General features: G+C 59.8%; 29 protein-coding genes and 3 tRNA genes. 18 read left to right on the top strand and 14 right to left on the bottom strand.

Annotated elements, in window-relative coordinates; translation table 11 throughout:
* The first annotated feature begins 137 nt into the window (after nt 1-137).
* The gene (locus tag KZ772_RS05840) at nt 138-1367 is read left to right on the top strand and encodes a CmpA/NrtA family ABC transporter substrate-binding protein (RefSeq protein ID WP_290538886.1); all 1230 of its coding nucleotides are present in this window, start codon (nt 138-140) and stop codon (nt 1365-1367) included.
* A 145-nt stretch (nt 1368-1512) separates the two neighbouring features.
* Here the strand turns inward: KZ772_RS05840 and metE are convergent, their stop codons facing one another.
* Nucleotides 1513-3804: a 5-methyltetrahydropteroyltriglutamate--homocysteine S-methyltransferase gene (metE, locus tag KZ772_RS05835; protein WP_290538885.1), complete on the bottom strand. Its 2292-nt coding sequence runs from the start codon at nt 3802-3804 to the stop codon at nt 1513-1515.
* A 169-nt stretch (nt 3805-3973) separates the two neighbouring features.
* Between metE and KZ772_RS05830 the strand changes: the two genes are divergently transcribed.
* A complete protein-coding gene (locus KZ772_RS05830) occupies nt 3974-4897 on the top strand; it encodes a LysR family transcriptional regulator (RefSeq protein WP_290538884.1) in 924 nt (307 codons plus the stop codon).
* 232 nt (nt 4898-5129) lie between these two features.
* Here the strand turns inward: KZ772_RS05830 and KZ772_RS05825 are convergent, their stop codons facing one another.
* The 8 genes from KZ772_RS05825 to KZ772_RS05790 form a co-directional block, all read right to left on the bottom strand.
* Nucleotides 5130-5537 carry a DUF6713 family protein gene (locus KZ772_RS05825; RefSeq protein WP_290538883.1) on the bottom strand — a complete coding sequence of 136 codons (408 nt, stop codon included), beginning with the start codon at nt 5535-5537 and terminating at the stop codon, nt 5130-5132.
* A 46-nt stretch (nt 5538-5583) separates the two neighbouring features.
* Nucleotides 5584-6048, bottom strand: a complete 465-nt coding sequence (locus KZ772_RS05820) for a DUF1456 family protein (protein WP_290538882.1) — start codon at nt 6046-6048, stop codon at nt 5584-5586.
* 101 nt (nt 6049-6149) lie between these two features.
* Nucleotides 6150-6467 (bottom strand): multidrug efflux SMR transporter, encoded by a 318-nt coding sequence (locus KZ772_RS05815; protein WP_290538881.1) that lies wholly within the window; start codon nt 6465-6467, stop codon nt 6150-6152.
* Nucleotides 6468-6587: 120 nt separating this feature from the next.
* On the bottom strand, nt 6588-7433 hold the full coding sequence (locus KZ772_RS05810; RefSeq protein ID WP_290538880.1) for a CHAD domain-containing protein: 846 nt from the start codon (nt 7431-7433) through the stop codon (nt 6588-6590).
* 63 nt (nt 7434-7496) lie between these two features.
* Nucleotides 7497-7667, bottom strand: a complete 171-nt coding sequence (locus KZ772_RS05805) for a hypothetical protein (RefSeq protein ID WP_290538879.1) — start codon at nt 7665-7667, stop codon at nt 7497-7499.
* Nucleotides 7660-8133: a CYTH domain-containing protein gene (locus tag KZ772_RS05800; protein ID WP_290538878.1), complete on the bottom strand. Its 474-nt coding sequence runs from the start codon at nt 8131-8133 to the stop codon at nt 7660-7662. Before KZ772_RS05800 ends, KZ772_RS05805 begins: the two co-directional genes overlap by 8 nt.
* Nucleotides 8117-8530 carry a DUF4279 domain-containing protein gene (locus KZ772_RS05795; protein WP_290538877.1) on the bottom strand — a complete coding sequence of 138 codons (414 nt, stop codon included), beginning with the start codon at nt 8528-8530 and terminating at the stop codon, nt 8117-8119. Before KZ772_RS05795 ends, KZ772_RS05800 begins: the two co-directional genes overlap by 17 nt.
* 3 nt (nt 8531-8533) lie before the next feature.
* Nucleotides 8534-9085: a lipocalin family protein gene (locus KZ772_RS05790; RefSeq protein WP_290538876.1), complete on the bottom strand. Its 552-nt coding sequence runs from the start codon at nt 9083-9085 to the stop codon at nt 8534-8536.
* 98 nt (nt 9086-9183) lie between these two features.
* Here KZ772_RS05790 and ccmA point away from each other — a divergent pair, with 98 nt between their 5' ends.
* From ccmA to KZ772_RS05750, 8 genes are all read left to right on the top strand, one after another.
* Nucleotides 9184-9801, top strand: a complete 618-nt coding sequence (ccmA, locus tag KZ772_RS05785; RefSeq protein ID WP_290538875.1) for a cytochrome c biogenesis heme-transporting ATPase CcmA — start codon at nt 9184-9186, stop codon at nt 9799-9801.
* Entirely contained in the window at nt 9798-10466 is a 669-nt protein-coding gene (gene ccmB / locus KZ772_RS05780) for a heme exporter protein CcmB (protein ID WP_290538874.1), read from the top strand. The genes ccmA and ccmB overlap by 4 nt, the downstream gene beginning before the upstream one ends.
* A gap of 268 nt (nt 10467-10734) precedes the next feature.
* Entirely contained in the window at nt 10735-11493 is a 759-nt protein-coding gene (gene ccmC, locus KZ772_RS05775; RefSeq protein WP_290538873.1) for a heme ABC transporter permease CcmC, read from the top strand.
* Nucleotides 11493-11681 carry a heme exporter protein CcmD gene (ccmD, locus tag KZ772_RS05770; protein WP_290538872.1) on the top strand — a complete coding sequence of 63 codons (189 nt, stop codon included), beginning with the start codon at nt 11493-11495 and terminating at the stop codon, nt 11679-11681. Before ccmC ends, ccmD begins: the two co-directional genes overlap by 1 nt.
* Entirely contained in the window at nt 11678-12133 is a 456-nt protein-coding gene (gene ccmE / locus KZ772_RS05765) for a cytochrome c maturation protein CcmE (RefSeq protein ID WP_290538871.1), read from the top strand. Before ccmD ends, ccmE begins: the two co-directional genes overlap by 4 nt.
* 236 nt (nt 12134-12369) lie before the next feature.
* A complete protein-coding gene (locus tag KZ772_RS05760) occupies nt 12370-13857 on the top strand; it encodes a RimK family protein (RefSeq protein WP_290538870.1) in 1488 nt (495 codons plus the stop codon).
* A gap of 241 nt (nt 13858-14098) precedes the next feature.
* Nucleotides 14099-15415: a DUF2157 domain-containing protein gene (locus tag KZ772_RS05755; protein WP_290538869.1), complete on the top strand. Its 1317-nt coding sequence runs from the start codon at nt 14099-14101 to the stop codon at nt 15413-15415.
* Complete coding sequence (locus KZ772_RS05750; protein ID WP_290538868.1) at nt 15412-15915, top strand: GDYXXLXY domain-containing protein; 504 nt, start codon at nt 15412-15414, stop codon at nt 15913-15915. The genes KZ772_RS05755 and KZ772_RS05750 overlap by 4 nt, the downstream gene beginning before the upstream one ends.
* A gap of 162 nt (nt 15916-16077) precedes the next feature.
* Here the strand turns inward: KZ772_RS05750 and KZ772_RS05745 are convergent, their stop codons facing one another.
* The gene (locus tag KZ772_RS05745; RefSeq protein WP_290538867.1) at nt 16078-16731 is read right to left on the bottom strand and encodes a glutathione S-transferase family protein; all 654 of its coding nucleotides are present in this window, start codon (nt 16729-16731) and stop codon (nt 16078-16080) included.
* A gap of 185 nt (nt 16732-16916) precedes the next feature.
* Here KZ772_RS05745 and KZ772_RS05740 point away from each other — a divergent pair.
* From KZ772_RS05740 to KZ772_RS05710, 7 genes are all read left to right on the top strand, one after another.
* Nucleotides 16917-16992, top strand: a tRNA-Glu gene (locus KZ772_RS05740).
* A gap of 34 nt (nt 16993-17026) precedes the next feature.
* Nucleotides 17027-17102 (top strand) — tRNA-Gly (locus KZ772_RS05735).
* 103 nt (nt 17103-17205) lie between these two features.
* The gene (locus tag KZ772_RS05730; protein ID WP_290538866.1) at nt 17206-17877 is read left to right on the top strand and encodes a histidine phosphatase family protein; all 672 of its coding nucleotides are present in this window, start codon (nt 17206-17208) and stop codon (nt 17875-17877) included.
* Between the two features lie 44 nt (nt 17878-17921).
* Nucleotides 17922-18854 (top strand): ABC transporter ATP-binding protein, encoded by a 933-nt coding sequence (locus tag KZ772_RS05725; RefSeq protein ID WP_290538865.1) that lies wholly within the window; start codon nt 17922-17924, stop codon nt 18852-18854.
* On the top strand, nt 18851-19624 hold the full coding sequence (locus KZ772_RS05720) for an ABC transporter permease (protein WP_290538864.1): 774 nt from the start codon (nt 18851-18853) through the stop codon (nt 19622-19624). Before KZ772_RS05725 ends, KZ772_RS05720 begins: the two co-directional genes overlap by 4 nt.
* 55 nt (nt 19625-19679) lie before the next feature.
* Nucleotides 19680-20519: an NADPH-dependent 7-cyano-7-deazaguanine reductase QueF gene (queF, locus tag KZ772_RS05715; RefSeq protein ID WP_290538863.1), complete on the top strand. Its 840-nt coding sequence runs from the start codon at nt 19680-19682 to the stop codon at nt 20517-20519.
* Nucleotides 20520-20555: 36 nt separating this feature from the next.
* The gene (locus KZ772_RS05710) at nt 20556-20924 is read left to right on the top strand and encodes a DUF4870 domain-containing protein (protein ID WP_290538862.1); all 369 of its coding nucleotides are present in this window, start codon (nt 20556-20558) and stop codon (nt 20922-20924) included.
* 786 nt (nt 20925-21710) lie between these two features.
* Here KZ772_RS05710 and KZ772_RS05705 read toward each other — a convergent pair.
* From KZ772_RS05705 to KZ772_RS05690, 4 genes are all read right to left on the bottom strand, one after another.
* Nucleotides 21711-23189: an AbgT family transporter gene (locus KZ772_RS05705; protein ID WP_290538861.1), complete on the bottom strand. Its 1479-nt coding sequence runs from the start codon at nt 23187-23189 to the stop codon at nt 21711-21713.
* A 270-nt stretch (nt 23190-23459) separates the two neighbouring features.
* Nucleotides 23460-23547, bottom strand: a tRNA-Ser gene (locus tag KZ772_RS05700).
* Between the two features lie 127 nt (nt 23548-23674).
* The gene (locus tag KZ772_RS05695) at nt 23675-24118 is read right to left on the bottom strand and encodes a YiiD C-terminal domain-containing protein (protein ID WP_290538860.1); all 444 of its coding nucleotides are present in this window, start codon (nt 24116-24118) and stop codon (nt 23675-23677) included.
* Complete coding sequence (locus tag KZ772_RS05690) at nt 24115-24672, bottom strand: nitroreductase (protein ID WP_290538859.1); 558 nt, start codon at nt 24670-24672, stop codon at nt 24115-24117. Before KZ772_RS05690 ends, KZ772_RS05695 begins: the two co-directional genes overlap by 4 nt.
* Before the next feature lie 146 nt (nt 24673-24818).
* Here KZ772_RS05690 and KZ772_RS05685 point away from each other — a divergent pair, with 146 nt between their 5' ends.
* Complete coding sequence (locus KZ772_RS05685) at nt 24819-26363, top strand: adenylate/guanylate cyclase domain-containing protein (protein WP_290538858.1); 1545 nt, start codon at nt 24819-24821, stop codon at nt 26361-26363.
* Nucleotides 26364-26459: the final 96 nt, after the last annotated feature.

Below are 26459 nucleotides of genomic sequence, written 5' to 3'. Positions count from 1 at the left end.
TGTCCACTGAAGAAGGCAAGAAGCCTGGTTTCCGAACCGGCAAAAACATTCCGCCGGGCGCAGCCTGCGATGAATGAGAAGGTTTTCAAACGTCAGGCGTCAGAGCTCAGACGCCAGGCCCTTGCGGAGCAAACCCCATGAAAATCCGTATCGGCTATATGCCGTTGACCGACAGCCTGCCGTTGGTGGTGGCCCAGGAAGCGGGTTACTTCGCCGCCGAAGGCCTGGATGTGGAGCTGCAACCGGAGTGGAGCTGGGCCAGTCTGCGTGATCGTTTGCTGGTGGGGCAGCTGGATGCGGCCCCCATGCTGGCGCCTATGCTGATGGCCACATCGCTGGGGTTGGGCTGCATCAAGAAACCCCTGGCGACGGCGTTCTCCATGGGACTGAACGGCAACGGCATAACCGTCTCTCCCATGTTGTTTCAGGGGCTGTGTGCTCTATCCGAAGGACCAACGCCCAACGACATGGCCAGCGCCATGAACAAGCTGGTGGCGGCTCGTGCCAGCAGTGGTGAGGCGCCGCTGGTACTGGCGGTGGTGTTTCCGTTTTCTTGTCATGCCTACCAATTGCGTCACTGGCTGAGCGTCGCCGGGCTGGACCCGGATCATGATGTGAAGCTGGTGGTGCTGCCGCCGTCGCAGATGGTGGATCACCTGCGCATGGGGCATATCGATGGTTTCTGTGTGGGCGAGCCCTGGAACAGCCTGGCGGCGCTCACCGGCGCCGGGCACTGCATTCTTTCCGGTTACCAGATCTGGGAAAACGCCCCGGAAAAAGTGCTGGCGGTGTCCCGTGACTGGGTGGCCCGCAATCCCGGGCCTCATCGCGCCATGCTGCGGGCGCTCTATAAGGCCGCTCGCCACGCGGACGAGCATCTGCTGGACAGCCTGTCGCTACTGGCGCACCCGGCCTGGCTGGATGTACCGGCGGAAATCATTCGCGCACCGTTCAGCCAGCGCCTGCCCGGTGGCCTGACCGGACAACCGTTTCCGGCCCATCACTTTCATGTATTTGCCGGTTTCCACGCCAATTTCCCCTGGCGCTCCGATGCCCGTTTCCTGCTGGAAGAAATGCAGCGCTGGCGTCAATGCTCGCTGGAAGAAACCCAGACCTTCGCGGCCCAGTGCTACCGCACCGACCTGTTCCGCGACGCCCTGGCGGACCTTACCAGCCTGCCACTGATGGACAGCAAACCGGACGAGCGTCACGCAGGCCACTGGCAATTACCCGGCGAACCCAAACCGGTGGAGCTGGGGCCGGATCGGTTGTTGAAAGTGATAGAGGCGGAAGCGGGGGGCCGAGTTGATCCTTGCCCCCTGCCTTTCCGTAGCAGCGTCGCTGGCGGCGCGATAACCCAAACCTGAACAGACGGATTTACCACAGAGGACACAGAGATCTCTGAGGAGATGATGGATTTTTCTCAGTGTACTCTGCGCCTGTGTGGTGAAAATTTTTCGATCCGGGTTTGGGTTATCGCGCCGCGAGCGACGCTCCTACGAAGTCCGGCGGTTAACTCGCCTCGCGCAGCTGCTTGGCGGCATCCACCATGTTGGCCAGGGCAACGCGGGTTTCTTCCCATTTGCGGGTTTTCAGGCCGCAGTCCGGGTTTACCCACAGCCGTTCCTTGGGCAGTCGCTCGGCGGCTTTTTCCATCAGTTGCACCATCCAGCTCACGTCCGGTTCATTGGGGGAGTGGATGTCGTACACGCCCGGGCCAATGTCGTTGGGGTACTGGAAATCCCGGAAGGCATCCAGCAGTTCCATGTTGGAGCGGGACGTTTCGATGGTGATCACGTCCGCATCCAGAGCGGCGATGGCCTCAATGATGTCGTTGAACTCCGAGTAGCACATATGGGTGTGGATCTGGGTATCGTCGGCCACACCCACGGTGGCCAGGCGGAAACAGTCCACGGCCCAGTCCAGGTACTGGCCCCAGTCGGTCTTGCGCAATGGCAGGCCTTCGCGCAGGGCGGGTTCGTCGATCTGGATCACCTTGATGCCGGCGGCTTCCAGGTCTTGCACTTCATCGCGCAGGGCCAGGGCGATCTGGCGACAGGTATCGGCACGGGGTTGATCATCGCGCACGAAGGACCACTGCAGGATGGTCACCGGACCGGTGAGCATGCCTTTGACGGGCTTGTCGGTGAGTGACTGAGCGTATTGCGCCCAGGCCACAGTCATGGCCTCGGGACGCTGCACGTCGCCGAAGATCACGGGGGGTTTCACACAGCGCGAGCCATAGCTCTGCACCCAGCCGAAGCGGGTGAAGACAAAACCATCCAGCAGTTCACCGAAGTATTCCACCATGTCGTTGCGCTCGGCTTCGCCGTGCACCAGCACATCCAGTTCCACCTCTTCCTGATAACGAATGCAGCGGGCGATTTCCTGCTTCATCTGTTCGGTATAGGAGGCGTCGTCCAGGCGACCGGTTTTCCAGTCGCGGCGGGCGGTGCGGATTTCCCGGGTCTGCGGGAAGGAGCCGATGGTGGTGGTGGGGAAGGCCGGTAATTGCAGCGCCTGCTGTTGTTTGGCAATGCGCTCGGCAAAGGGGCTGTGGCGGTCGCGGGATACCTGGCCGGCGGCGGCCAGCCGTTTGGCGACTACCGGGTTATGGATGCGGTTGGACAGGCTGCGGGCCTGCAGGGCTTCGCGCTGACGCTGCAAGCCGGCATTGACGCTGCTGTCGCCATCGAGCGCGCCGCCTAGCAGGGCCAGTTCCTGCAGCTTCTGCTTGGCGAAGCTCAGCCAGCTTTTCAGTTCGCTATCCAGCTTGTCTTCCTGATCCAGATCCACCGGGCTGTGCAGCAGGGAGCAGGAGGGCGCCAGCCACAGGCGATCGCCCAGTTCGTTACGCAGGGAGATCAGCGCATCCAGGGCGGCATCCAGATCGGTGCGCCAGATATTGCGGCCGTTGATGTAACCCAGAGACAGCACCTTGTCGCCCAGCCGCGGCACTACCTGACCGAGATCATCGTTGCCGCGTACCCGGTCCAGATGCAGGCCATCCACGGGCAGTTCCAGGGCGGTGAAGAGATTGCTTTCCAGACCACCGAAGTAGGTGGCCAGTAGCAGCTTGCAGTTGCTGGCGGCGGCGAGCTGGTCGTACACGCGCAGGTAGCTGCGCTGCCAGCTGTCGGGCAGGTCCAGTACCAGGATCGGTTCATCGATCTGTACCCATTCCACGCCCTGATCCGCGAAGCGTTGCAGGATCTGGCGGTACACAGGAATCAGGCTGTCCAGCAGGGCCAACTTGGTGCTGTCGTCGGCACCGTCAAAGCTGTCGCCCTTGCTCAGGTACAGATAGGTGAGCGGGCCTGGGATTACCGGCTTCGGGGTATGTCCCTGGGCTTTGGCTTCTTCCACCTGCTCGAACAGGCTTTCCCGGGCAATGCGGAAGGTCTGATCCGCCGCCAGTTCCGGCACGATGTAGTGGTAGTTGGTATCGAACCACTTGGTCATTTCACAGGCCGCTGCCGGCGTGCCAGTCGGGGCACGGCCACGGGCCATGCGGAACAGGGTGTCCAGGCTGACCGGTTCGTCGTTGCTCTGCTGGAAGCGGTTGGGCACCACGCCCAACAGGCAGGAAAATTCCAGAATCTGGTCGTACCAGGCGAAATCGCCCACCGGCACCAGATCCAGGCCGGCATCGGCCTGCAGCGTCCAGTGCCGTTCACGCAGGCTCTTGCCCACATGCTCCAGCTCGCTCTGTTGCAGATCGCCGGCCCAGTAGGCTTCCTGTGCCTGTTTCAGTTCCCGGCGTGCGCCGATACGGGGAAATCCCAGGTTGTGCAGGGTGGTCATGATGGTTCCTTTTCTTTAACCGTAAGAGGAAGCGTCCAGGCTTTGCGATTTGGAAAGCGTCAGACGTCAGGCGTCGGACGTCCGACGCCACAAGCGTGATGAGGCTATTGTGTGCGCCATGCCACTTGAGGCAAAATCAAATAACTAATTTTATCTATGAGGTTTTCTCATGTTGGAGGTTCGGCACCTGACCACCTTGCTGGCCATTGAAGAGGCGGGTTCGTTGATGGAAGCGGCGGAGCGGTTGCACGTGACACAGTCCGCCCTGTCTCACCAGCTCAAGGATCTGGAGGGACGGCTGGGCGTGGAATTGCTGGTGCGCCGGACCCGGCCGGTGCGTTTCACCACCGCCGGATTGCGGGTGCTGACCCTGGCGCGGGACGTGTTGCCGCGGGTGCAGCAGACCGAGCGGGAGGTGAAGCGGCTTGCCGCCGGGCAGACCGGGCGACTGCATATCGCCATCGAATGCCATTCCTGTTTCCAGTGGCTGATGCCGGCCCTGGATGCGTTCCGCGAACACTGGCCGGAGGTGGAGATGGATCTGTCCGCCGCCTTCAGCTTTGCGCCCTTGCCGGCGCTGGTGCGCGGTGATCTGGATATGGTGATCACCTCCGACCCGGTGGAAAACGAGGCGGTGAAATACCTGCCCCTGTTCCGCTACGAACTGGTGCTGGCGGTGTCGCGGCAGTCGCCCCTGGCGGCAAGCAAGTGGATTGAGCCGGAAGACATTGCCGACCAGACCCTGATTACCTATCCGGTGGAGCGGGAACGGCTGGACGTGTTCACCGCCTTTCTCAACCCGGCCAACGCGGAACCCGCCGCCATCCGCACCGCCGAGCTCACCCCCATGACCGCACAACTGGTGGCCGCAGGCCGGGGCGTGGCGGCGCTACCCAACTGGGCACTCACCGAATACACCGAGCACGACCTGCTGAAAACCGTGCGGCTGGGCGAGAAGGGGGTCTGGCGAACCCTGTATGCGGCCGTGCGAGTGGAAGACGACCAAACCCCGTATATGCAGGAATTCTGGGAAACAGCCAAGGAATTGTGTTTCAAGACCTTGAGTGGGGTGAGGGCGGTGAAAGGCAGTTAATCGTAGGAGCTATGCTTGCATGGCGAACAAGGCGTAAGGGAAGTTCGCCATGCGAGCATAGCTCCTACAACTGTTTCTAAAGGCCGGGTTGGTTAATAGTGAACAGTGAATAGTTAATAGCGAAAACATAAAACCAGAAGATGCTGGTTGGCTTGCTGTAGGAACGTAGCGTAGCGCAGTAACAACCGAAGGGTGAGCGAAGCGAATAACGTCGCTGGCGGCGCGATTTTCCTCAGGTTTGCGTGCTGTGGCTTGGGGATGGCAGCGTCATCCATTGAGTCACAGACAAAACCAGCGTGGCGGCCAGCAGTAGTAGTGACATGGGCTGCAGAAACTCTGGATGGCCGGTCAGGAAAAAGCCGCTGTGAATCGTTACCGTCAGTAGTCCCAGGCCGGCCAGAAACTGGTGGCACAGGCGTTGATGGGGGCTGCGGGTGGCCACTTGCAGGAATGCCAGTAATACCAGGGCGATGATGGGTAGATTCAATATCAGGTTGAGTTGGTTACCGCCAGGCAGATGGAAAAGATTCCATTCGTGCCAGTAGGCGGCATCAATCTGGTGGGTGAACAGGACGGTGCTGTTGAGCAGGAAAAGGGTCTGGGGTCGGGTTTCATGGCATGTCTCCGCTATTGCTGCCATGAAACCCGTTTTGCCGAGGTAACGCCATTACCTGTCAGGTAAGCGGTTATTCCCCGTCGCGAAACTGTATCTGCAAGCCGGCCAGGAAATTGCGCAGGATCTGGTCTTTGCACTCCCGGTAATGCTTGTGGCCGGGTTTGCGGAAGAAGGCGCTGAGCTCGTGTTTACTCAAACGGAAGTTGGCCAGTTCCAGAATGGCCAGCACGTCCTCGGCCTGCAGGTTCAGGGCGATTTTCAGTTTCATGAAAATCATGTTGTTGGTCAGGCGGGATTCCGGCTCCGGTTGCGGGCCGGGCTTTTTGCCGCGCAGGGCATTGATCAGACCATTGAGGAAAATCGCCAGGGTGCGGTCGTTGCACTTCTGGAAGGCCGGATCGTCATCCTTTTTCAGCCAGTCGCTGATCTGTTCCCGGGTCACGGTTTCGCCGGCTTCGGCGAACACGCCGATCATGCGGGTATCGTCAAAGTCGAAGATATAGCGAGCGCGGCGCAGAACGTCATTATTGAGCATGGAAAACCTGTAGTGAGCGACAAGAGAGGGCGTGGTCGCCATGTTACAGGGAACCGGTAACCGGGACACGCCCCTATTGTGTCGCTTCAGAGGGGCCTGGCTTACGGGGTGAAGATTTTCAGCCCGATGATGCCGGCCAGAATCAGCCCCAGGCACAACAGGCGAGGGGCGTTGACGGCATCCTGGAAAAGAAGGATGCCCAGCAACACGGTGCCGATGGTGCCCATGCCGGTCCACACCGCGTAGGTGGTGCCCACGGGCAGGGTCTGCATGGCTTTGGCCAATAGCCAGAAGCTGGCGGCCATGCCGATGACGGTTAACAGGGAAGGAAGCGGGCGGGTGAAGCCGTGGCTGGCTTTCAATCCTAACGCCCAGCCGGATTCGAGAATGCCGGCGAGAATAACCAGTGCCCATGCCATGAGAAACTCCTGCATGGGGTCGTCCCCGAGTGGGTGCGGTGCCGTGGTCGAGGTCGTCCTCGGGCACGCCAGCTATTGTAGCAAGCCGGTGGGGGCGGGCAAGAAGGTTTCAGATCGCTGTCAGGTGGCGGACACTCTGGCGATCCATTTTTTGGTGGGGGCCTGGAACAGGTGCTGGCTGTCCGGCTGACATTTCTTCAGCAAGCGCTTTTCCCGCCCGTGAATGGCGTCTAGCGTATGGGTCAGGTCCTTCTTTTTCTCGATGGCGTGGCTGTGTGCCAGCACATGCTCGCGGAGCATGTGAAGGTCGTGGAGTTTGCCCAGTTTCTTGCCCAGGCGCTCCAGGTCCGCCTCGTGGCAGGGGGTGTGAATGTTCTGATCCGCCAAGGCCTGTTGTTGATAGAGCAGGTATTTCACCCATTTGCGCAGGTCATGCCAGGGTTGTGGGTCGTTGCCGACCTGGGCCTTGATGGTGCGATTGCGGCACTGCTTGTAGGTGCGTGCCAGGCCGGTCACCAGCAACTCATGGTCGCTGATGCTCAGGGCCAGTGACTGCCAGCGCTGCTGGTCCAGGGCGAAGGCGGTGATGGCTTCCTGGTGGTGGGCGGTTTCCGATGGCGGGTCCGGGTCGCTGAACAGGGTAGTGGTCACCCGGCTCAGGGAGTGGCGTTGGGGTTTGTCGGCCTTGCTGGCCAGTTGCTGCAGCGTGGCGGCCATGACGTGGTTGTCCCGGGTGCCCGCCAGCAGCCGGGCGGCACTGCGGATGCTGTGATCAAAGGCGCGATGATCGTCGCGGCTTAGCCAGGGCCGTAGCAGTTGCCACTGGGCTCGCAGCCGTTTCACCGCCACTCGACAGTTGTGCACAGCATTGGCGGGCAAAGGCTGGTGCTGCAGATCCATCAGCGCCTGTTCATTAATGTGGATGGCCTGCTGGCATAGCCGTTTCAGCAGCACGCTCTCTTCCATGGTTCCCTCCGTCCTCCTCCTGAGTCTGTCGGGACATTATGACCACGTCGTGATGACTACAGTCTATATCGTGTCGGCGCGGCGATTGTCTTCCACCCAATAAAGCTGTTTGTGCCCCAGGGCTTCATAATGCTTACGGGCTTGCTCTGCCGCCTGACGGTTCGGGTAGTCAGCGACTCTGGCCTTGATGCCGTTATCGTCCTGGCGCCAGAGGGTAAAGCGGTGCTCAGTCATCGGCCCACTGGCTGAAGGGAGTGCTGCTCAAAGCACTGTTGTAATAGCGGGCATCGCCGGTGACTTCCTGGCCAAGCCAGTCAGGTTTATCGAAGGGGGTGTCTTCGCTGGGCAGTTCGATTTCAGCAACGATCAGGCCATCGTTGTCGCCGTGGAATACATCAATTTCCCAGCACAGCTCGCCCTGGGGCAGGCGGTAGCGGGTCTTGTCGATGACGCCGGCGTTGCACAGTTCATCGAGCATTTGCCGGGCATCTTCCTCTGGTACCGGGTATTCGAATTCACTACGGGTGGCGCCCACGGTTTTACCCTTGATGGTGAGCCAGCCCTGATGGCCGGCGATACGCACCCGGACGGTGGCGTTCTTGTCGTGGCTCAGATAGCCCTGAGTCAGCCGCTCGCCGACCAGTGAATCCACGATGCTTGCGTCCTGGATCAAAAACTTGCGTTCAATTTCCTGTGCCATGGATACCGTCCAGCCCCAGTTGATCGAAGGTGATGGCAAAGCCCAGCGTTTCATAGCCGTCGAGAATGTCGGCGGGCAGGTAGAACGCCGGGTCGTCCATCACGAAGTAGTGTGACACGCCGATGCCGAAACGGTAGTCCGGTTCCAGGGCTTGCAGTTGCGGAGCCAGGCGCTTGAGTTTGTAGAGCAGTTTCTCGAAATGGTCCCGGTGGCTGGCGGTGTGGTCCAGCTGGCTGGACAGGATCCAGCGGTTTTCCCGGCGGCGGGCGTCGGGGAAAACCTCGCTGAAGCTTTCCCCTTCTTGCCAATAGTCGTCGGCACTTTGTCCCAGCAGCAGGTCCAGTTGGCGGGGATCATGGTCAAAGCCGAAAACCGCAAAATAGACGTGGTGTTCCATGGATCATTGTTCCGGTTGCAGGTCACGGTTGCGTTGCAGTTCGTCCACCGGAAAGCCCTTGTTCTCGGCCAGCTGCACCAAAGCTTGATATTGATCATCCGGCAGCTCCGGGGTGCGTGCCAGAATCCACAGGTATTTGCGGCTCGGTTCACCGATCACCACGGTCTGGTAGTCCTGGTCCAGGGCAATGATCCAGTAATTGCCCTCAGTGATGGTGGGCAGCAGCCGGGAGATCCAGCTGTCGAAACGCACCTTGAGCTTGGCGTTGTCGGAGCCGGGGACCACCCGGGCGGTGCCTTGCGCCTCGCTGGGTTCCTTGCCCTCTCGTTGGCAACGGTTGACTACGCGTACGGTGCCGTCCTCATTGAGGGAGTAGCTGGCAGTGGAGTTGTAGCAGCCGCGCTGGAACCATTGGGGCAGCCGGGCGATCTCGTACCAGGTGCCGCTGTAGCGTTCCAGATCCACCTGGTTGACGGTGGCCAGGGGCTTGTCTGCGCCGCAGGCGCTGAGCAGACCGGCGAGCAGCAGGGCAAAAAATCCCGGTATCAGGCGCATGGAGACTTCCTCTTATTGGGTAGAGTGACAGGCTAGCCTGAATCAAGCCTGACATGAATGGGCATGCTATACTGCCGCGCTGTTTCATGGAGGCAATTTTGTCCGATTCATCCACCAGACTGGAGCTTGTGCAACTGGGCTGCGAGCGTGACGATCGCATGCTGTTCAGTGGCCTGAGCCTGACCGCCCGCGCCGGGGAAATCTGGCAGATTACCGGTGCCAACGGCGCCGGCAAAACCACCCTGTTGCGGATTCTGGTGGGGCTGCATGGTTTCTTTGAGGGCGAGCGCCGTTGGTGGCAGCCCCAATGGCAGCAGGACCTGCTGTATCTGGGGCATCAGCCCGGTGTCCGCGAAGAGCTCAATCCGCTGGAAAACCTGCGCTACGCCTGCGCCCTCAATCATCAGGCCGGCGACCCCATGGCGGCCCTGGCGGCGGTAGGGTTGCGGGGCTTTGAGGATGTGCCGGCGGCGCATCTGTCCGCCGGGCAGAAACGGCGGGTTGCCCTGGCACGGTTGTGGCTGGAGCGCAAAGCGGTGTGGGTGCTGGACGAGCCCTACACCGCCATCGACCAGGACGGGGTAGCGCAACTGGATGCGCAGATGCAGCAGGCCGCCGAGGCCGGCTCCCTGGTGATTTATACCTCCCACCACCGGGTCGGCGAGGGTGTGCAGCGTCTGCATCTGGAAAATGGCCGTGCCGAGGTGCTGTCATGAATGCCTTCTGTGCGGCGCTGGGACGGGAATTGCTGGTGCTGTGGCGTAGCCCGGCGGAGATCATCAATCCGCTGTTTTTCTTCGTCATGGTGATCAGCCTGTTTCCGCTGGCAATCTCTCCGAAACCGGAATTGCTGGCTACCGTGGCACCGGGAGTGCTCTGGGTGGCGGCCCTGTTGGCGGTGATGCTGTCCCTGGACGGCCTGTTTCGCCGGGACCAGGAAAGCGGTGTGCTGGACATGCTGCTCACTGCCCCGGTGATGCCGGTGGTGCCGGTGCTGGCAAAATTGCTGGCCCACTGGTTGCTGACCGGTCTGCCGCTGGTGCTGATTTCGCCGCTGCTGGGACACATGCTGCAATTGCCGGATGAGGCCCTGGGGACGGTGATGCTGAGTCTGCTGCTGGGCACCCCGGCGCTGACCATTGTCGGCGCCATTGGCGCGGCCCTCACGGTGGGACTCAACCGGGGTGGTATCCTGCTCGCCGTGCTGGTGCTGCCGCTGTATATCCCGGTGCTGATTTTTGGCGCCGGGGCGGTGAGTGCGGCGGCCGGCGGCGCCAATGTGGATGGGATTCTGGCGATTCTGGGTGCCTTGCTGGCATTAACGATCAGTCTGGGACCGCTGGCGGTAAGCGCCGGTCTCAAAATCAGTTCGGGTAACTGAGGGTGCCTCCACTAATAGGTTGCTGCCTCTGGCTTTCAGGCTGGTTCGCAATCTAGGCGCACTTTTGAAGGCATGCTGGTTGCCTGTCGAGAAAGTGCAACAACGAGTGCGGGCCAGCCTGAAAGCCCCGAAGGGCGAGGCCTGAAGTGCACATCTGCTGCGCTTTGTCGCTAGGAAAGGGAGCCCACCCTGACCGTCGCGACAAAACACAACAGCTGTGCCCTTCAGGCCACGCAGAGACAGTAACCTATTAATGGAGTCACCCTTAATGGTTTGGCAAACGTTGAAGCGGTGGTACCACATGCTGGGGTCACCGCGCTATTTCTACAACTTCAGCTCCCGGGTGCTGCCCTGGCTGGTGCCCATTGCCTTGCTGACGCTGGTTACCGGCCTGGTCTGGGGGCTGGCCTTCGCTCCTAGCGATTATCAGCAGGGCAACAGCTACCGGATCATCTTTATCCATGTGCCGGCCTCCAGTGGTGCACTGATGGGCTATATGGCCCTGGGTGTGTCCGGCCTGGTGGCGGTGGTCTGGCGCATGAAGATGGCGGAAGTGATGCTCAAGGCCATTGCCCCCTTCGGTGCGGCGCTGGCGGCGATTTCCCTGGTGACCGGTGCCCTGTGGGGCAAACCCACCTGGGGTACCTACTGGCAGTGGGATGCGCGCATGACGTCCATGCTGATTCTGCTGTTCATGTATGTGGGGGTCATTGCCCTGCAGGCGGTGATCCGTGATCCTCGCCAGGCCGCTCGTGCCGCTGGCCTGCTGGCCATGGTGGGGGTGATCAATGTGGTGATCGTGAAGTATTCCGTGGAATGGGTGCAGACCCTGCATCAGGGTTCGACCCTGAAGATGTTCGGTGAATCCACCATCGACCCGGCCATGAAGTATCCGCTGCTGTTGAGCATGCTGGGGCTGTGGCTGTTGTATGCGGTGAATGTGTTGCTGCGCGCGCGTACCGAAGTCATGTGGCGTGAACGGCGCAGCAAGTGGGTGAACAAACTGGTGAAGGAGGGCAATCGCTGATGGCTTTCGACAGCTTTGCCGATTTCCTGGCCATGGGAAAACACGGGTTTTATGTCTGGAGCGCCTATGGAGTCAGCGCGCTTCTGATTGTCGCCAACATGACGTTGGCGATACGCGGGCAGGGACAGGTGCGTCAACGTCTGGCACGGCAACAGCGCCGTGACACTCTGGGAGATTCTGAACAATGAACGCGGTACGCAAGCAGCGACTGATTCTGGTGGTTTCGATTCTGGTGGGCCTGGCTATTGCCTGTGGACTGATGTTTTACGCCCTGCGCCAGAACATCAACCTGTTCTTTACTCCCCAGCAGGTGATGGCTGGTGAGGCACCGCTGAATACCCAGATGCGCGTGGGTGGCCTGGTGGAAGAGGGCAGTGTGGTGCGCGACCAGGAAACCCTGGACGTGCAGTTCGTGCTCACCGACGGTAAGGGCAGCTTTACCGTGCACTACCAGGGCATCCTGCCGGACCTGTTCCGCGAAGGGCAGGGCATCGTGGCCAACGGCACCCTGATCAGCACCAACCGTTTTGAAGCCGAAGAAGTGCTGGCCAAGCACGATGAAACCTACATGCCGCCGGAAGTGCAGGACGCGCTGGAAAAGGCGGGTCATCCGGGGGCGAAGACAGTTAACAGTGAATAGTGAATAGTTAACAGCTCGCGAGCGAGCTTTGGTCTTGCTTTGAAAGATGAGAGGCCGCGTCCATGGCATGGACGCGGCCTCTTTGCTTGCAGCTGAACAAGGTGCTGGCACGTGCCGCTGTTAACTGTTCACTATTCACTGTTCACTGAATAAAACCGCTTGCTACCCCTCCCTCTCTGGCCCTACATTCGCGGGTATCGGTGCCATGTCCGGCGCCTCGCAATTTAGGGCTTTTCATGAGTCAGGTAATTATTCTGGTCGATGACCCGGCAGACTGGGCCGCCTACTATCCCGCCCGCCATCTGCTCTCTGCCCGGGAGTACCTGCAGGCACAGCAACCGGTCTGTACTGACAAGAAAGTGCAGGTGATCAACCTGTGCCGCAGCTATAAATACCTGAGCCCGGGCTATTACTGCTCCCTGCTGGCGGAGGCCCGTGGGCAACGGGTGCTGCCGTCCGTGCGCACGGTGAATGACCTGAGCCGCAAGGCGCTCTACGGCCTGCATTTCGGCCAGTTCGAGGCGGCGCTGGACAAGGCCATGAAGCGCAAGGGCAGTGGCAGCGATCACTTCTCGCTGATGCTGTACTTCGGCCACACCACCCAGGAAGGCCTGGCAGACCTGGGGCGGCAGATTTTCGATCAGTTGCCTTGCCCGCTGCTGAAGGTGGAATTCCGTCGCCGTGAGCAGTGGACCATTGAAGCGCTGAAGCCGCTGGCCCTGAAGCAGCTGAAAGGCGCGGAAGAAGATGCCTTTGCCCAGTCTCTGGAGCAGTTCAATGCCCGTGTCTGGCGCAATCCGCGCCGTCGCCGCAGCGATCGCTACGAGCTGGCCATGTTGGTCAATGAGGAAGAGGCGCTGCCGCCCAGTGACAAGGCAGCGCTGAAACGGTTTATCCGTGCCGGTCGCCAGCTGGGTATTCGCGTGGACCAGATTGGTCGCGATGCCTACACCCGTCTGGGGGAGTACGATGGCCTGTTTATCCGCGAGACCACGGCGCTGGATCACCATACCTATCAGTTCGCCCGCAAGGCGGAGCAGGAGGGCATGGTGGTGATGGATGACCCGGGCTCGATCCTGCGCTGCACCAACAAGATCTATCTGGCGGAGCTGATGCAGGCCAATGGAGTGCCGGTGCCGCCCACGGCCTTTGTGTTCAGCGATGACGACGAGCAGATCGATCGGCTGATCGAGGAACTCAAACTGCCCATGGTGCTGAAGATTCCCGACGGCAGCTTTTCCCGTGGTATCAGCAAGGTGAAGACCCGTGAAGAGCTGGCCGCCAGCCTGCGTGATTATCTGAAGCAGTCGTCGGTGGTGCTGGCCCAGGCCTTCATGTACACGGATTACGACTGGCGCATCGGCGTGCTCAACAACCGGCCCCTGTTTGCCTGTCAGTACTTCATGAGCAAGGGGCACTGGCAGATCTATCACCACCAGAGCGGCGGCAAGACCGAATCCGGCAACAGCCGTACCCTGCCGGTACAGGAAGTGCCGCCCAAGGTGCTGAAAGCCGCGCTCAAGGCCGCAAAGCTGATGGGCAATGGTCTGTATGGTGTAGACCTGAAACAGTCCGGCGATCAGGTGGTCGTGATCGAGGTGAACGACAACCCGAACATTGATGCCGGGGTGGAAGACGCCTGGCTGGGCGAGGACCTTTATCGGCAGGTGATGCTGGAGTTCCTGCGTCGCATGGAAGCCAAGCGCATCGGCCTGCCGGTGTGATATCACCCTTTTCGTAGGAGCGTCGCTGGCGGCGCGATTCCCCCCACCGGTGCCAACCTCTCCCCGTTGGAGCCATGCTCGCATGGCGAATAGGGTTGAGGTAGCACCGGAGGAGAGCCTGGCTACGTTTCCCAACAAGAAAGCGTTCTATTAAACGCCTTGTCTCATTTTCCGTAACACCCCGCCGTTGCCTTTCGCGACCTTGTCAGGTCTGATCGAAGAAAAGCACAAGGGACTCTGCATGCAACTTCTCGGGTTATTGCGTCGCGAGCTGCGCAGCGAATGCCGCCAGTGGGTGGATGACGGCGATATCAGTGAAGACCAGGGCAACCGGATTCTGGCTCGCTACGGCACCCGTCTGGACGACGATTCGGACAGCTCACTGGCCTACAAGGTACTGGTTACCGTGGCCTTGTTATTTGTCGGCATGGCCATCCTGCTGCTGGTGTCAGCCAACTGGGAGACGATTCCCCGGGCGGTGCGGATGCTGGGACTGATTGCCACCACTGTGGCGCTGAACGGGGTGGGCATCTATCAATACCTGCAACGGCGAGAGGGTATCGGCTGGCTGTTTCTCGGCGGCATCAGCTATGGCGCCTCGATCATGCTGATCGCGCAGATCTACCACCTGGGCGAACATTTTCCGGATGGCCTGTTTTACTGGGCACTGGGCGTAGCGCCCATGGCCTGGCTGGTGCGCAGCCGGGTGATCGCCTTGCTGATGCTGGCGGTGGCCATGCTCTGGCTGTTTGCTGAAGGGCAGTTTTCGCCGCCCTGGGCCATGGCCTTGTTTATGGCGGTGGGTCTGACCGTGGCGGTGCAGGCCCGGTCCGCCGGCCTGATGCTGGTGCTGGCGGCGGTGGGGGTGAGCTGGCTGAACCTGTTGCTGGGCTGGGCCTATGGCTACCCGCGCGGGCCGGACTTCGAGGCCGGGCACCTGACCCTGAATCTGGGCTTGCTGGCGCTGCTCTATGCGCTGGTGTGCTGGCTGGGCAGTCGGAGCGGGCTGCACTGGCAGCGGGCGGGCAGTCTGATCGGCCTGTGGACCCTGCGCGGCTATCTGCTGTTGCTGCTGCCATTCACCTTCAGTGAATTCGCCGAAGGCTACCTGCACGAACAGGCGGGACTGACGGACCCGGGATTGTGGCTGGGGCTGCTGGCCGCCTTGCTGGCATCATCACTGTTGGTGTTCCGGCGCCTGGGGCAGACCGGCGGGCGCTTGCTGGTGATGCTGCTGCCGTTCGCCATGCTGGGCATTCATGGCCTGCTGGGCCGGGACGATGCCATGCTGTTTGCGGTGGCAGTGAACCTGCTGGCGTTGCTTTCGGCCATTGTGCTGATTCAGGAGGGCTTGCGGCGAGGCCTTAGCCAGTTCTTCTATAGCGGCATTGCTCTTGTACTGGCGCTGGCGGTGATGCGCTATCTGGATCTGTTTGGCGATTATCTGGGCGCGGCGGCCATGTTCCTGGTGGCAGCGGCAGTGCTCTACGGGGCGGCGCGCTACTGGCGTCGTCAGCAGCGTCTTGCGGCGCAGGACACCGGGGAGGCACAGGCATGAAGCAGCGCACTCTGGGGCTGGCCTTGCTGGCCGCGCTTACCTTGCAGGTGGCGATTCTCGCCGGGGTATTCGTCAATGGTTTCTACCCGTTATGGCTGGGTAAGGAAATTCGCCTGGAAACCCGCCCGGTGGACCCGCGGGATCTGTTCCGCGGCAACTATGCCCGCCTGGGCTACGACTTCAGCACACTGCCCACCGCCGGTTTCCGCCCCGGCGATGTGGTCTACCTGCCCCTGCAACAGGACGGGGATGTGTGGCGCGGACAGACCCCGGCCCACCAGCCCCCGGAGCAGGGCATCTACCTGCGCGGCCGAGTCACCGGCTCACCCTGGGGCGGTGCCAGCCGGGTAACCTACGGCATTGAGGCGCTGTTTGCGCCGAAGGAAAAGGCGCTGCGGTTGGAACGAGAGCTACGCGATGGCGCTGTGGCGGTGGTGAAGGTGGCGCCGAATGGGCGGGCGGCGTTGGTAAAGGTGGAGACAAAGGCAGTTAACAGTTAACAGTGAATAGTGAACAGTTAACAGCGCGCGTGGTTGGGTGGGTGTGATCTGGAATGTAAGAGGCCGCGTCCATGGTATGGGCGCGGCCTCATTGATTGTTAATGGCGACAGGCTTGAGCGCGTCGCTATTAACTGTTCACTGTTAACTATTCACTGCCTCACTCACCCCATCACCTTCTGAATAAACCCGGACTCCTTCTCGATGGTCTTGGCAAAGGGCTCCAGGGCGTGCATGCGCTCGGTGTGGGCGGCCAGGTTGGGGTATTTGGCCGGGTCGACGATTTCTCCGCCGTGTTTGAAGTTGACCAGCTGGCTGGCCAGGCCGATGTCGGCCACGGTCATGCTGTCGCCGACCAGGAATTCCCGGCCTTCCAGTTCCTTGTCCAGGTAGGCGAACAGGGGCGGGATGGTGTTTGCCAGGGCGTGCTGCACCTTCTCCTCGTCGCATTCTTTGCCAATCAGGCGCATGACCACCCGGTTGCGGAATACTGCAAAGGTGCAGCGCATGGCCAGGTCATAGTCCACGTAACGCTGGAACCAGATGACCCGCCCCAGTTCCAGGGGGTCGGTGGGGTAGAGGGCCGGTTCCGGGTAGACCTTTTCCAGGTAGGCGCAGATGGCGGCGGAATCCGCCAGGTACTGGCCATCCACTTCCAGGGCCGGAATGCGTTTCATGGGGCTGATTTTTTCATAGCCTTCCGGCGGGTTGTTGGGGTCGATATGTACGGCTTCGTAGTCCACACCTTTCAGTGCCAGGACCACGCGGGTCTTGCGAACGAAGGGCGACAGGGCGGCTCCGTACAGTTTGATGGTCATGCTTCTCTCCCGGTAAATGGTTGTTTTTTCAACGTTGTGGCGAAATTTTCGCCGCTATAGCGCGCCAATATCAGAGCAGCACAGGTTTTTCGGGTCAATGACGGACCGGGACAAAATTTTTCCTTGACGCTGGCCGATCAGATACCTATTCTACGCGCCGCTTTGACGTGCCACGTCAAGCCCGGGTCCCCTTCGTCTAGTGGCCCAGGACACCGCCCTTTCACGGCGGTAACAGGGGTTCGACTCCCCTAGGGGACGCCACTAATTCGCTGGTAGTTAGCTGGCAAAAAGTTAAGCGGGAATAGCTCAGTTGGTAGAGCACGACCTTGCCAAGGTCGGGGTCGCGAGTTCGAATCTCGTTTCCCGCTCCAAATCAGAAGGGACCCTTTCGGGTCCCTTCGTCGTTTCTGGCCCGTTTATTTGCTTTCACCCTGACCGTTCGTACACTAGGGTCTGACCGGAAGCGAAGAGACTATGGCCCGCCTACACCCACGATTGCTGGAAGCCCTCAACCTGTTGCCGCAGGACAAACCTGTTCACCTGCTGACCCGCCATTCCGTGCGTGAGCTGGCCAAGAACGGCTTTGCCGATTATCGGCTGCCGCTGACCCCGGAAGGGATCGAGATGGCCCGTGAGTGGGGTACGCAACTGGCGCGGCCGGTGGAGGCGTTTTATTCCAGCCCGGTGGGGCGTTGCGTGAATACCGCCATCGCCATGGCGGAAGGCGCCCGCAAGGCGGGGCTGATTGATGAGATTCCCGATATCACCACGGATACCACCCTGGTGGAGCCGGGGTGTTATGTGGAGGACCTGAATCAGGTGGGGCCTACCTTCCTGAAAATGGGTGCCTTCCGGTTTCTCAATCGGCACCTTCAGGAGCCGTTCGAGGGCATGTTGTCCCCGGCAGAAGGACGCAGCAAACTGGCGGCTTACCTTAAAGCCCGCGAGCCTGCCAGCGGCCACCTCAATGTTCATGTGACCCATGACACCATTCTCGCGGTGTTGGTGGCCGAGCTGCATGGCCGTCGACGTATCAGCGAAGAAGACTGGCCCTGGATGATGGAAGGGCTGTGGGTGTGGTTCAGCGGCGGGCAGATGCACTGGGTCTGGCGCGGTGAGCATGGCCATCGGATTCTGGATCACTGATCCCTTTCTTCATACTCCATTCAACCATTTTGGCGAGGTAATCCTTGTCTGCTCTGACGATTCGTAATCTGACCAAGACCTATGCCAATGGCGTGCAGGCGCTTAAGGGCATTGATTTGCAGGTGGAGGAGGGTGACTTCTTTGCCCTGCTTGGCCCCAACGGGGCGGGCAAGTCCACCACCATCGGTGTGATCAGTTCCCTGGTCAACAAGACCGGCGGGGAGGTGAGCATATTCGGTTATTCCCTGGATACCGAGCGTGCCCTGGCCAAGAAGAAAATCGGCGTGGTGCCCCAGGAATTCAATTTCAACCAGTTTGAAAAGGTGTTCGACATTGTCGTCACCCAGGCCGGCTTTTATGGCATCCCGGCGCCCCTGGCTCGTGAGCGGGCGGAGAAATACCTGCGCCAGTTGGGCCTGTGGGAAAAGCGTGACAAGCAGTCGCGTACCTTGTCCGGTGGCATGAAACGCCGGCTGATGATTGCCCGGGCGCTGGTCCATGAGCCGGAGCTGCTGATTCTGGATGAGCCCACCGCCGGGGTGGATATCGAGCTGCGCCGTTCCATGTGGGATTTCCTTACCCGCATCAACGGCGAGGGCAAGACCATCATCCTCACCACCCACTATCTGGAAGAAGCGGAATCCCTGTGTCGCCATATTGCCATCATTGATCACGGCATCATTGTGGAAAATACCGACATGAAATCCCTGCTGGAAAAACTGCAGGTGGAAACCTTCATTCTGGATCTGGCGCGGCCTGTTACCGAGGAGCCGGTGCTGGAAGGATTCGAGGTGCGGCTGAAAGATTCCCGCACGCTGGAGGTGGCAGTGCCGAAATCGCAAAGCCTCAATACCTTGTTCGTGGCGCTGGCGGAGCAGCACTTTGAAGTGATGAGTATGCGTAACAAGGCCAACCGGCTGGAGGAATTGTTTGTGCGACTGGTAGAGCAGAATCTGCCCGGGGAGCAGGCATCATGAGTGCACGCGAACAGTGGGTGGCTTTTCTCACCATCGTTACCAAGGAAATCCGTCGTTTTACCCGCATCTGGCCGCAGACATTGCTGCCACCAGCGATCACCATGACCCTGTACTTCGTGATCTTCGGTAATCTCATCGGGAGTCGCATCGGAGAGATGGGCGGGTTCAACTACATGCAGTACATTGTGCCGGGGCTGATCATGATGAGCGTGATACAGAACAGCTACGGCAATGTGGTCAGCTCGTTCTTTTCCACCAAGTTCCAGCACTCCATTGAAGAGATGCTGGTGTCGCCCATGCCGGCCCACGTGATCCTCAATGGCTTCATCGTTGGTGGGATGGTCCGCGGGATGCTGGTGGGGCTGATCGTCAGCCTGCTCAGTCTGTTCTTCACCCATCTGTCCATGCAACACCTGCTGATTACCATCACCGTGGTGATACTGACGGCGGCCCTGTTTGCCCTGGGTGGCTTCATCAACGCCATCTTTGCCAACAAGTTCGATGATATTTCCATCGTGCCCACCTTCATTCTGACACCGCTGACTTACCTGGGCGGGGTGTTCTATTCCATCGATCTGTTGCCGGAATTCTGGCGGACGGTGAGCCTCGCCAATCCCATCGTTTATATGGTCAACGCCTTCCGTTACGGCGTGCTGGGTGTCAGTGATGTGAATGTCTACGCTTCGCTGGGGGCGATCCTGGCATTTGTGGTGGCGTTCTATCTGTTGGCACTGTGGCTGTTGCAACGGGGTACGGGTATTCGCCACTAAACAATCGGATTATGATGGGAATATAATCCATGGACGGGTGTACCAAGAGGTAATCATGAGCTATTTGAAGGAAACGCCACTGGGGCGATCCACCGATTATGTGGATGAGTACACGCCCTCGCTGCTGTGCCCGGTGCCGCGCTGGGATGCCAGGGAATCCCTGGAGCTGGAAGAGCTGGGCGATGAAGATACCAGTCTGCCATTCCATGGCACCGATATCTGGAATGCCTACGAGCTGTCTTGGCTCAATGAAAAAGGCAAGCCGGTAGTGGCTCTGTGCGAGCTGCGTATTCCTTGCAACACTCCCAATATCGTGGAATCCAAATCTCTCAAGCTGTATCTGAATTCCTTTGCCAATACCCGTTTTGAAAGTCGCCATCAGGTAAGGGAAGCGATTGAGAAAGATGTGGCCCAGACCGTCGGTGGCAATATGGAAGTGCTGCTGTATTCCCTGGAGGAATCCGCGGGTTTTCCAGTGTGGGAAGACCGGGGCCAGTGTGTGGACAACATCGATATCGGTTTCGAGCACTATGAATACCGCCCGGACTTGCTGTTGTGTGATCAAGGCGCCGAACAGACCGGCCAGCTCTATTCCCACCTGCTGCGCAGCCATTGCCCGGTAACCAACCAGCCGGACTGGGCCACGGTGGTGGTGCGTTACACGGGTCGCGCCATCAGCCCGGCCAGTTTTCTCCGTTACGTGGTGTCCCTGCGTAATCATCAGGGTTTCCATGAGCAGATCATTGAGCAGATGTTCGTGGACCTGATGCGCCAGTGCTCACCCCGGCACCTGACGGTGTACGGGCGCTTCACCCGCCGCGGCGGCATCGACATCAACCCGTTCCGCTCCAACAGCGAGCAGCCGTTACCGAATCGACGCACCATCCGTCAGTAACATCATCAAGCCAATATCGTTATCAAGGAGCGAACAATGTCCGATCTGGAACAGACCCAGGGTGAACCCAAACAGGAAGAGCGCAGCCTGGGCCTTGCCTGCCACCTCCTGGCACTGGCAGGTCTGGTGGTGCCATTCGGCAATATACTGGGCCCACTGATCATGTGGCTGGTAAAGAAAGATGAAAGTGCCTTTGTCGATGATCAGGGCAAGGAAGCGCTAAACTTCAACATCACCATTTCCATTGCCGGTTTCGTGGCCTTCCTGCTCATCTTCGTGGTTATCGGAGGCCTGCTGCTGCCGATCATCGGGATCTTCTGGCTGGTCATGACCATCATCGCGGCGGTGAAGGCCAATGGTGGGGAGCGGTATCGTTATCCGTTGACCCTTCGGTTGATTAAATAATAGCTTCTAGCTTCTAGCCTTCAGGGCTACTGCCACAAGCTACAAGCTACAAGAACACAAAAAAACCGCGCCCGAAGGGTGCGGTTTTTGCGGTTTAAGGTAGAATTTCAGCGCCGGCGATTGGCATTTCATGCAATGTCTTTGGAAGATGCCTTGATGAGATCGAGTCTTTCTCTCGGGTTCCTTGATGAGACAACGATCCTGAACTTCCGGCACCTGAGGAAGATCAACCGTCAGTTGGCAGCTTGCATGCTGTTATTTACCAAAGGTCGTGTTGCAGCTTCGGCTTTGGCAGCCAAATCGATCGATGCACATCAGCCTTTCCTTTAAGACCACCCCAACGGCCAGCCAAATCCGCTCCATCAGCAATATCAGGGCCAACACATGCCGGTGTCTGGCTGGTAGCGCGGGCGAAGCCCAGGTCGAAGGTTGGCTGGAATGCGAAACCATCAAGCAGCCAGCACGTGCAAAGCGGCGATCAAAGGCATGTTCGGTTACAGCAAGGTTCGATGCCAACCCCGGAGGGTGAAACGGGTGCTGGCCCTGGCGCCTGATTGCCGCTAGCGGCAATCATGCCCAAGCCCCTGTTGACCAGCACGAAAAAAGCGAGTTATTCAATACGGCATCTAGCTGGGTGATGAACAAGCTACAAGCTACAAAAAAACCGCGCCCGAAGGGTGCGGTTTTTTTTGGTTTAAGAGAATTTCAGCGCGAAGCACGGCGATTGGAATTTGGCAATGTCTTTACCTCGTGTTGCAGCTTGAGGCTTGGAGCTTGCAGCTGCCTTTAAGGCCCCAACGGCCAGCCAAATCCGATCCACACTCCCAGCAATATTGACCACCCCAACAACAACGTCAGGCTATAGGGCAGCATCAGGGCGATCAGGGTGCCGATGCCGGTGTCTGGCTGGTAGCGGCGGGCGAAGCCCAGTACCAGCACGAAATACGGCATCAGCGGGGTGATGATGTTGGTGCTGGAGTCGCCCACCCGGTAGGCGGCCTGGGTGGCTTCCGGGGAAATGCCCAGCAGCATCAACATGGGCACGAAGATGGGGGCCAGGATGGACCATTTGGCGGAGGCGCTGCCGATCAACAGGTTGATCAGGGTGGTGAGCAGCAGGAACAGCAGTAACAGCACCACGTCGGGCAGTGTCAGGCTGCCCAGCCAGGCAGCGCCCTTGATGGCCAACAGCAGGCCCAGCTGGCTGTAGTTGAACCAGGCCACGAACTGGGCGGCGAAGAACATCAGCACCAGGTAACCGGCCATGGAGGCCATGGTGGTTTCCATGGCGGTGATGATCTCCCCGGCATTGCGAAACTGGCCGCTGACCCGCCCGTAGACCGCGCCACAGACCCCGGCGATCAGCGCCACGATTACCACCAGCCCATGAATAAATGGCGAACCCAACACGCCGCCGGTCTCCTGGTGACGTAAGGGGGCGCCTTCCGGAATCACCAGCAAGGCGATAGCCGCCAGCATTAACAGCAGTGTGACCAGCGTCCATGTCATGGCGCGGGCATGGCCGATCGGCACCTCGGGGGGGCTGGTCTGATCAGCCGGCCGGTTGGCCAGTCTGGGTTCGGTGATGCGTTGAGTCACCAGGGTCACCAGCGCGGTGACCAGAAAGGTAGAGACAATAATGAACCAGTAGTTGCCAGTGGCATCTACCGTGCGTGACGGGTCCACAATCCGGGCTGCTTCCGTGGACAGACCGGCCAAAGTGGCATCCACCGGGCCTACCAGCAGGTTGGCACTGAAGCCGCCGGAGACCGCAGCAAAGGCGGTGGTAATGCCGGCGATGGGGGAACGACCGGCCAGTTGAAACACCAGCCCGGCCAGCGGGATCAGCACCACATAGCCGGCATCCACGGTAAGACTGGAAAGGACGCCGGCAAAGGCCACCGTGATCACCAGGGTGCGCCCGGACGCCCGGCGTACCAGGCTGGCCAGGCTCACCGACAGCAGCCCGGACTGCTCCGCCACACCCAGGCCGAGCATGGCGACCAACACGATGCCCAGCGGTGCAAACCCGGTGAAGTTGCCCACCAGTGACGTGAAAAGATAACGGATACCATCGCCATCCATCAGGGACCGCGCTGTCACTGTCTCCTCGCTGAGCGGGTGCTGAGTGGAAAGCTCAAGCGCTCCCAGCACCGCAGTAAGGGGGAGTAACAATAGGCACAGCCAGACAAATAGCAGGGTGGGATGGGGCAGTTTGTTGCCCAGCGTTTCCAGTCGGCCCAGCCAGCCGGTGGTGTTGGTCATGATCTGCCCCCTTATTGCAATCGGATTACTTTAGCGAGGAGGAGGCAGCAGGAACAAGGGTGTTCGAGAGGGGAGTGTTTTGTAGGAGCTATGTTTGCATGGCGAACTTTCTCAACCCATTCGCCATGCAAGCATAGCTCCTACGGAGTGAGGAAGGGGGCTCGTCCTTAACGGTTTCGCGCGGAAAATATCGGCATAGTGTTGTGAGGGTTCGAATTCCCGGTAGCACGCCCACAAAAAAAGCCCCGCATTGCGGGGCTTTCTTGAATTTGGCGGTGGGGGAGGGATTCGAACCCTCGATACGTTTCCGTATACACACTTTCCAGGCGTGCTCCTTCGGCCACTCGGACACCCCACCTTAAACTGATTGTGCTCAAGAGCCTTCAGGGCAACTCTTGAGGGCGCGTAGAGTACCGGAGGGTGGGGCTTGAGGCAAGCGCTCGGCGGTTGGTTGGTCAGGGTTTGAGCATTTGTTAGGTAGAGACTCAGGTTCGTGCCAGGTACAGGCCCTGATAAAGGCAGACTACCTTGCCGTCGGCGCCGCTGCCCTGGGCGTGCACCCGCAGGGTAGCCTTGCCGCGGCGGCTCAGGCGTTGGGCAAAGCGTTCCCGTTCTTCCTCATTGATGGAAACGGCAATCTGCAGATCGCCTTCCAGGGGCAATTTGTATTCCAGAGACGTTTCCACGGCCACCACGTCGGCCGGGTGGCCGGTCTGCTGGGCGAGCAGGGTAGTCAGGCCCCAGCCGGCCAGGGTGAGCAAGGCGGACTGGCTGCCGGCGAAGAAGGTGCCCTTGTCGTTGTGGTTGGGCCCCAGGGGTGCGGTGACGACCAGCCGAAGACCGTCGAAATCGGCGAAGGTAAAGTCCAGATGCCGGGTCAGAGGGATGGCGTCGCGGACCCGTTCTGCCAGCGCATCCAGATCCATCATGGCAGGGTACGGATGAAGTCGGCGGGAGACTCGTCCGGCAGGTTCTTCAGATTGCCTACCGGGGTGCCCAGATACAGATAGGCGACCACCTGATCCTTGGGGGCAAAGCCCAGCATGCGTTTGGCCAGATCGGAGTTGGCCAGGGCTCCAGTGCGCCACATGGCGCCCAGGTTCAGTTCATAGGCGGCCACCATCATGTTCTGTACGGCGGCGCCAACGGCCAGCACCTGTTCCCACACCGGAATCTTGTGGTTCTCGGTGACTTCCGCCACTGCCACGATAATGGTGGGCGCGCGCAGGGCCTTGTTGCGAGCGATTTCCCGGCTGCGTGTGTCGGCCTCTGGCTGATCCTCCAGTAGCTGGGCTTCCATGATGTCACCGAGCCGTTCCCGTTGCTCGCCTTCCAGCACAATAAAGCGCCAGGGGCGCAGCAGGCCGTGGTCCGGTGCACGGATGGCGGCGCGCAGCAACAGGTCGAGCTGCTCGTCGCTGGGGCCGGGCTGGTCCAGGCGTGGGCTGGAAACACGGGTGGTCAGGGCGGTAATGGTGTCCATTCAGGGCTCCTTGTACTGGGGCGCCATGGTAGCCCGATTTGAGAATAACTCCCAGTCACCGCTATCTGTTTGCCTTTGATCATGCCAGTCTTTTTTCTTAGAACCGAAACGGATAAGCTTCTCGCAAATCACGTGAATCGGTTCACATGCCAAGTTCAATCAAAAAGAAAGCCCGCCGACCGCTGATCGGTCCCATGGAGCGGGCACGGCGTCAGGCCAATTACATCCGCTTACTGGCTTTTCTGGTGGCTGCCATGATTCTCATGGCCGGCCTGAAGCTGGAATTGTACCCACAGCTTTATATGCTCGGCGTAGCGGGTCTGTTGGCCTATCCGCTGATTGCTCAGGGAGTGCTGTACCTTACGGAAAAACAGGACCGTCCGCTGAAGCAGGTACACCAATTGCTGATGCAGATCGATGCGATGATCATCGGCTTGGTCTGCGCCCTGTTGCATTTCGCTCTGGTGCCATCGCTGGTGCTGCTGATCATTGTCCACGCTAATGCGGTGAGCAGCGGCGGCCTGAAACCCTGGTTGTTGAACTTGCTGATGACAGCCATCGGCGCGCTGCTGATGGGCTGGATTCTTGGGTTTCCCGCCTTGCCGGCGGAGCAGTCACCGGTGTTGCTGACTGTCATTTCCCTGCTGGGTCTGGGCATCTATGTGGGTGCATCTTCCGCCTTTGCCCATCTGCAGGCCCGCTACCTGAAACAGGCTCAGGATGCCGTGCGTCGCCAGCAGAAGCAGGCAGTGGACATGTCCCGCAAGCTGGCCAAGTATCTGCCGCCGCAGGTGTGGGGGTCGCTCTTTTCCGGTAAGCGTGATGCCAAGCTGGAAACCCGCCGCAAGCGCCTGACCGTTTTCTTCTCCGACATCAAGGGTTTCAGCGCCATTTCCGAAGAGCTGCCGCTGGAAACCCTGACCAGCATGCTCAATACCTATCTCAGCGAGATGACCCGCATTGCCCTGCGCCATGGCGGCACTATCGACAAGTTTATCGGTGATGCAGTAATGGTGTTTTTCGGTGACCCGAAAAGTGCCGGCGCCCAGGAAGATGCCTTCCGTTGTGTAATGATGGCCATCGAAATGCAGGAGCAGATGAAATTGCTGCGCCAGCGCTGGAAGCGCGAAGGCATTGACCACAAGATGGAGATCCGCATCGGCATCAACACCGGCTATGTGACGGTGGGCAACTTCGGCACCGATTCCCGCATGGACTACACCATCCTCGGCACCGACGTGAATCTGGCCAGTCGCCTGGAATCCGCCTGTCGTCCTGGTGGCGTGTTGATCTCTGAAGCCACCCAGGATCTGGTGAAAGACCGTATTCAGTGTCGCAACATCGGCGATATTCAGGTCAAAGGCTTCAATCGCCCGATCCCGGTGTTTGAAGCCATGGGCGCGAAGAAGGATGCCGGTGCCCGCAACCGTTACGTGTCTGCCGAGACCCAGGGTTTCGGCATCCATCTTGATGTGCAGCGCATCCGCAATTTCGACAAGAACTCCATCCTCAAGACCCTGGCCCGATCCGCCACGGATCTGAAACAGGAAAAGACCGTGGACGTGGACTTCGAAGCGGAGGGCTTCAGCCTGCACGTAAAAAGTGCCGAACTGAAAAAACGCGAACGGGAAAAGATCATCGACATGATGGGCCGTGCCGCGAAAAAAGTGCAGACCGAAGTCCGGGTTTGAGGGGGTAGCTACGAGCTACGAGCTACGAGCTACGAGCTACGAGCTACGAGCTACGAGCTACGAGCTACGAGCTACGAGCTACGAGCTACGAGCTAC

Source organism: Alcanivorax sp., assembly GCF_019431375.1.
Lineage (GTDB): Bacteria > Pseudomonadota > Gammaproteobacteria > Pseudomonadales > Alcanivoracaceae > Alcanivorax > Alcanivorax jadensis_A.
This window is presented reverse-complemented; position numbering and strand designations above follow the sequence as displayed.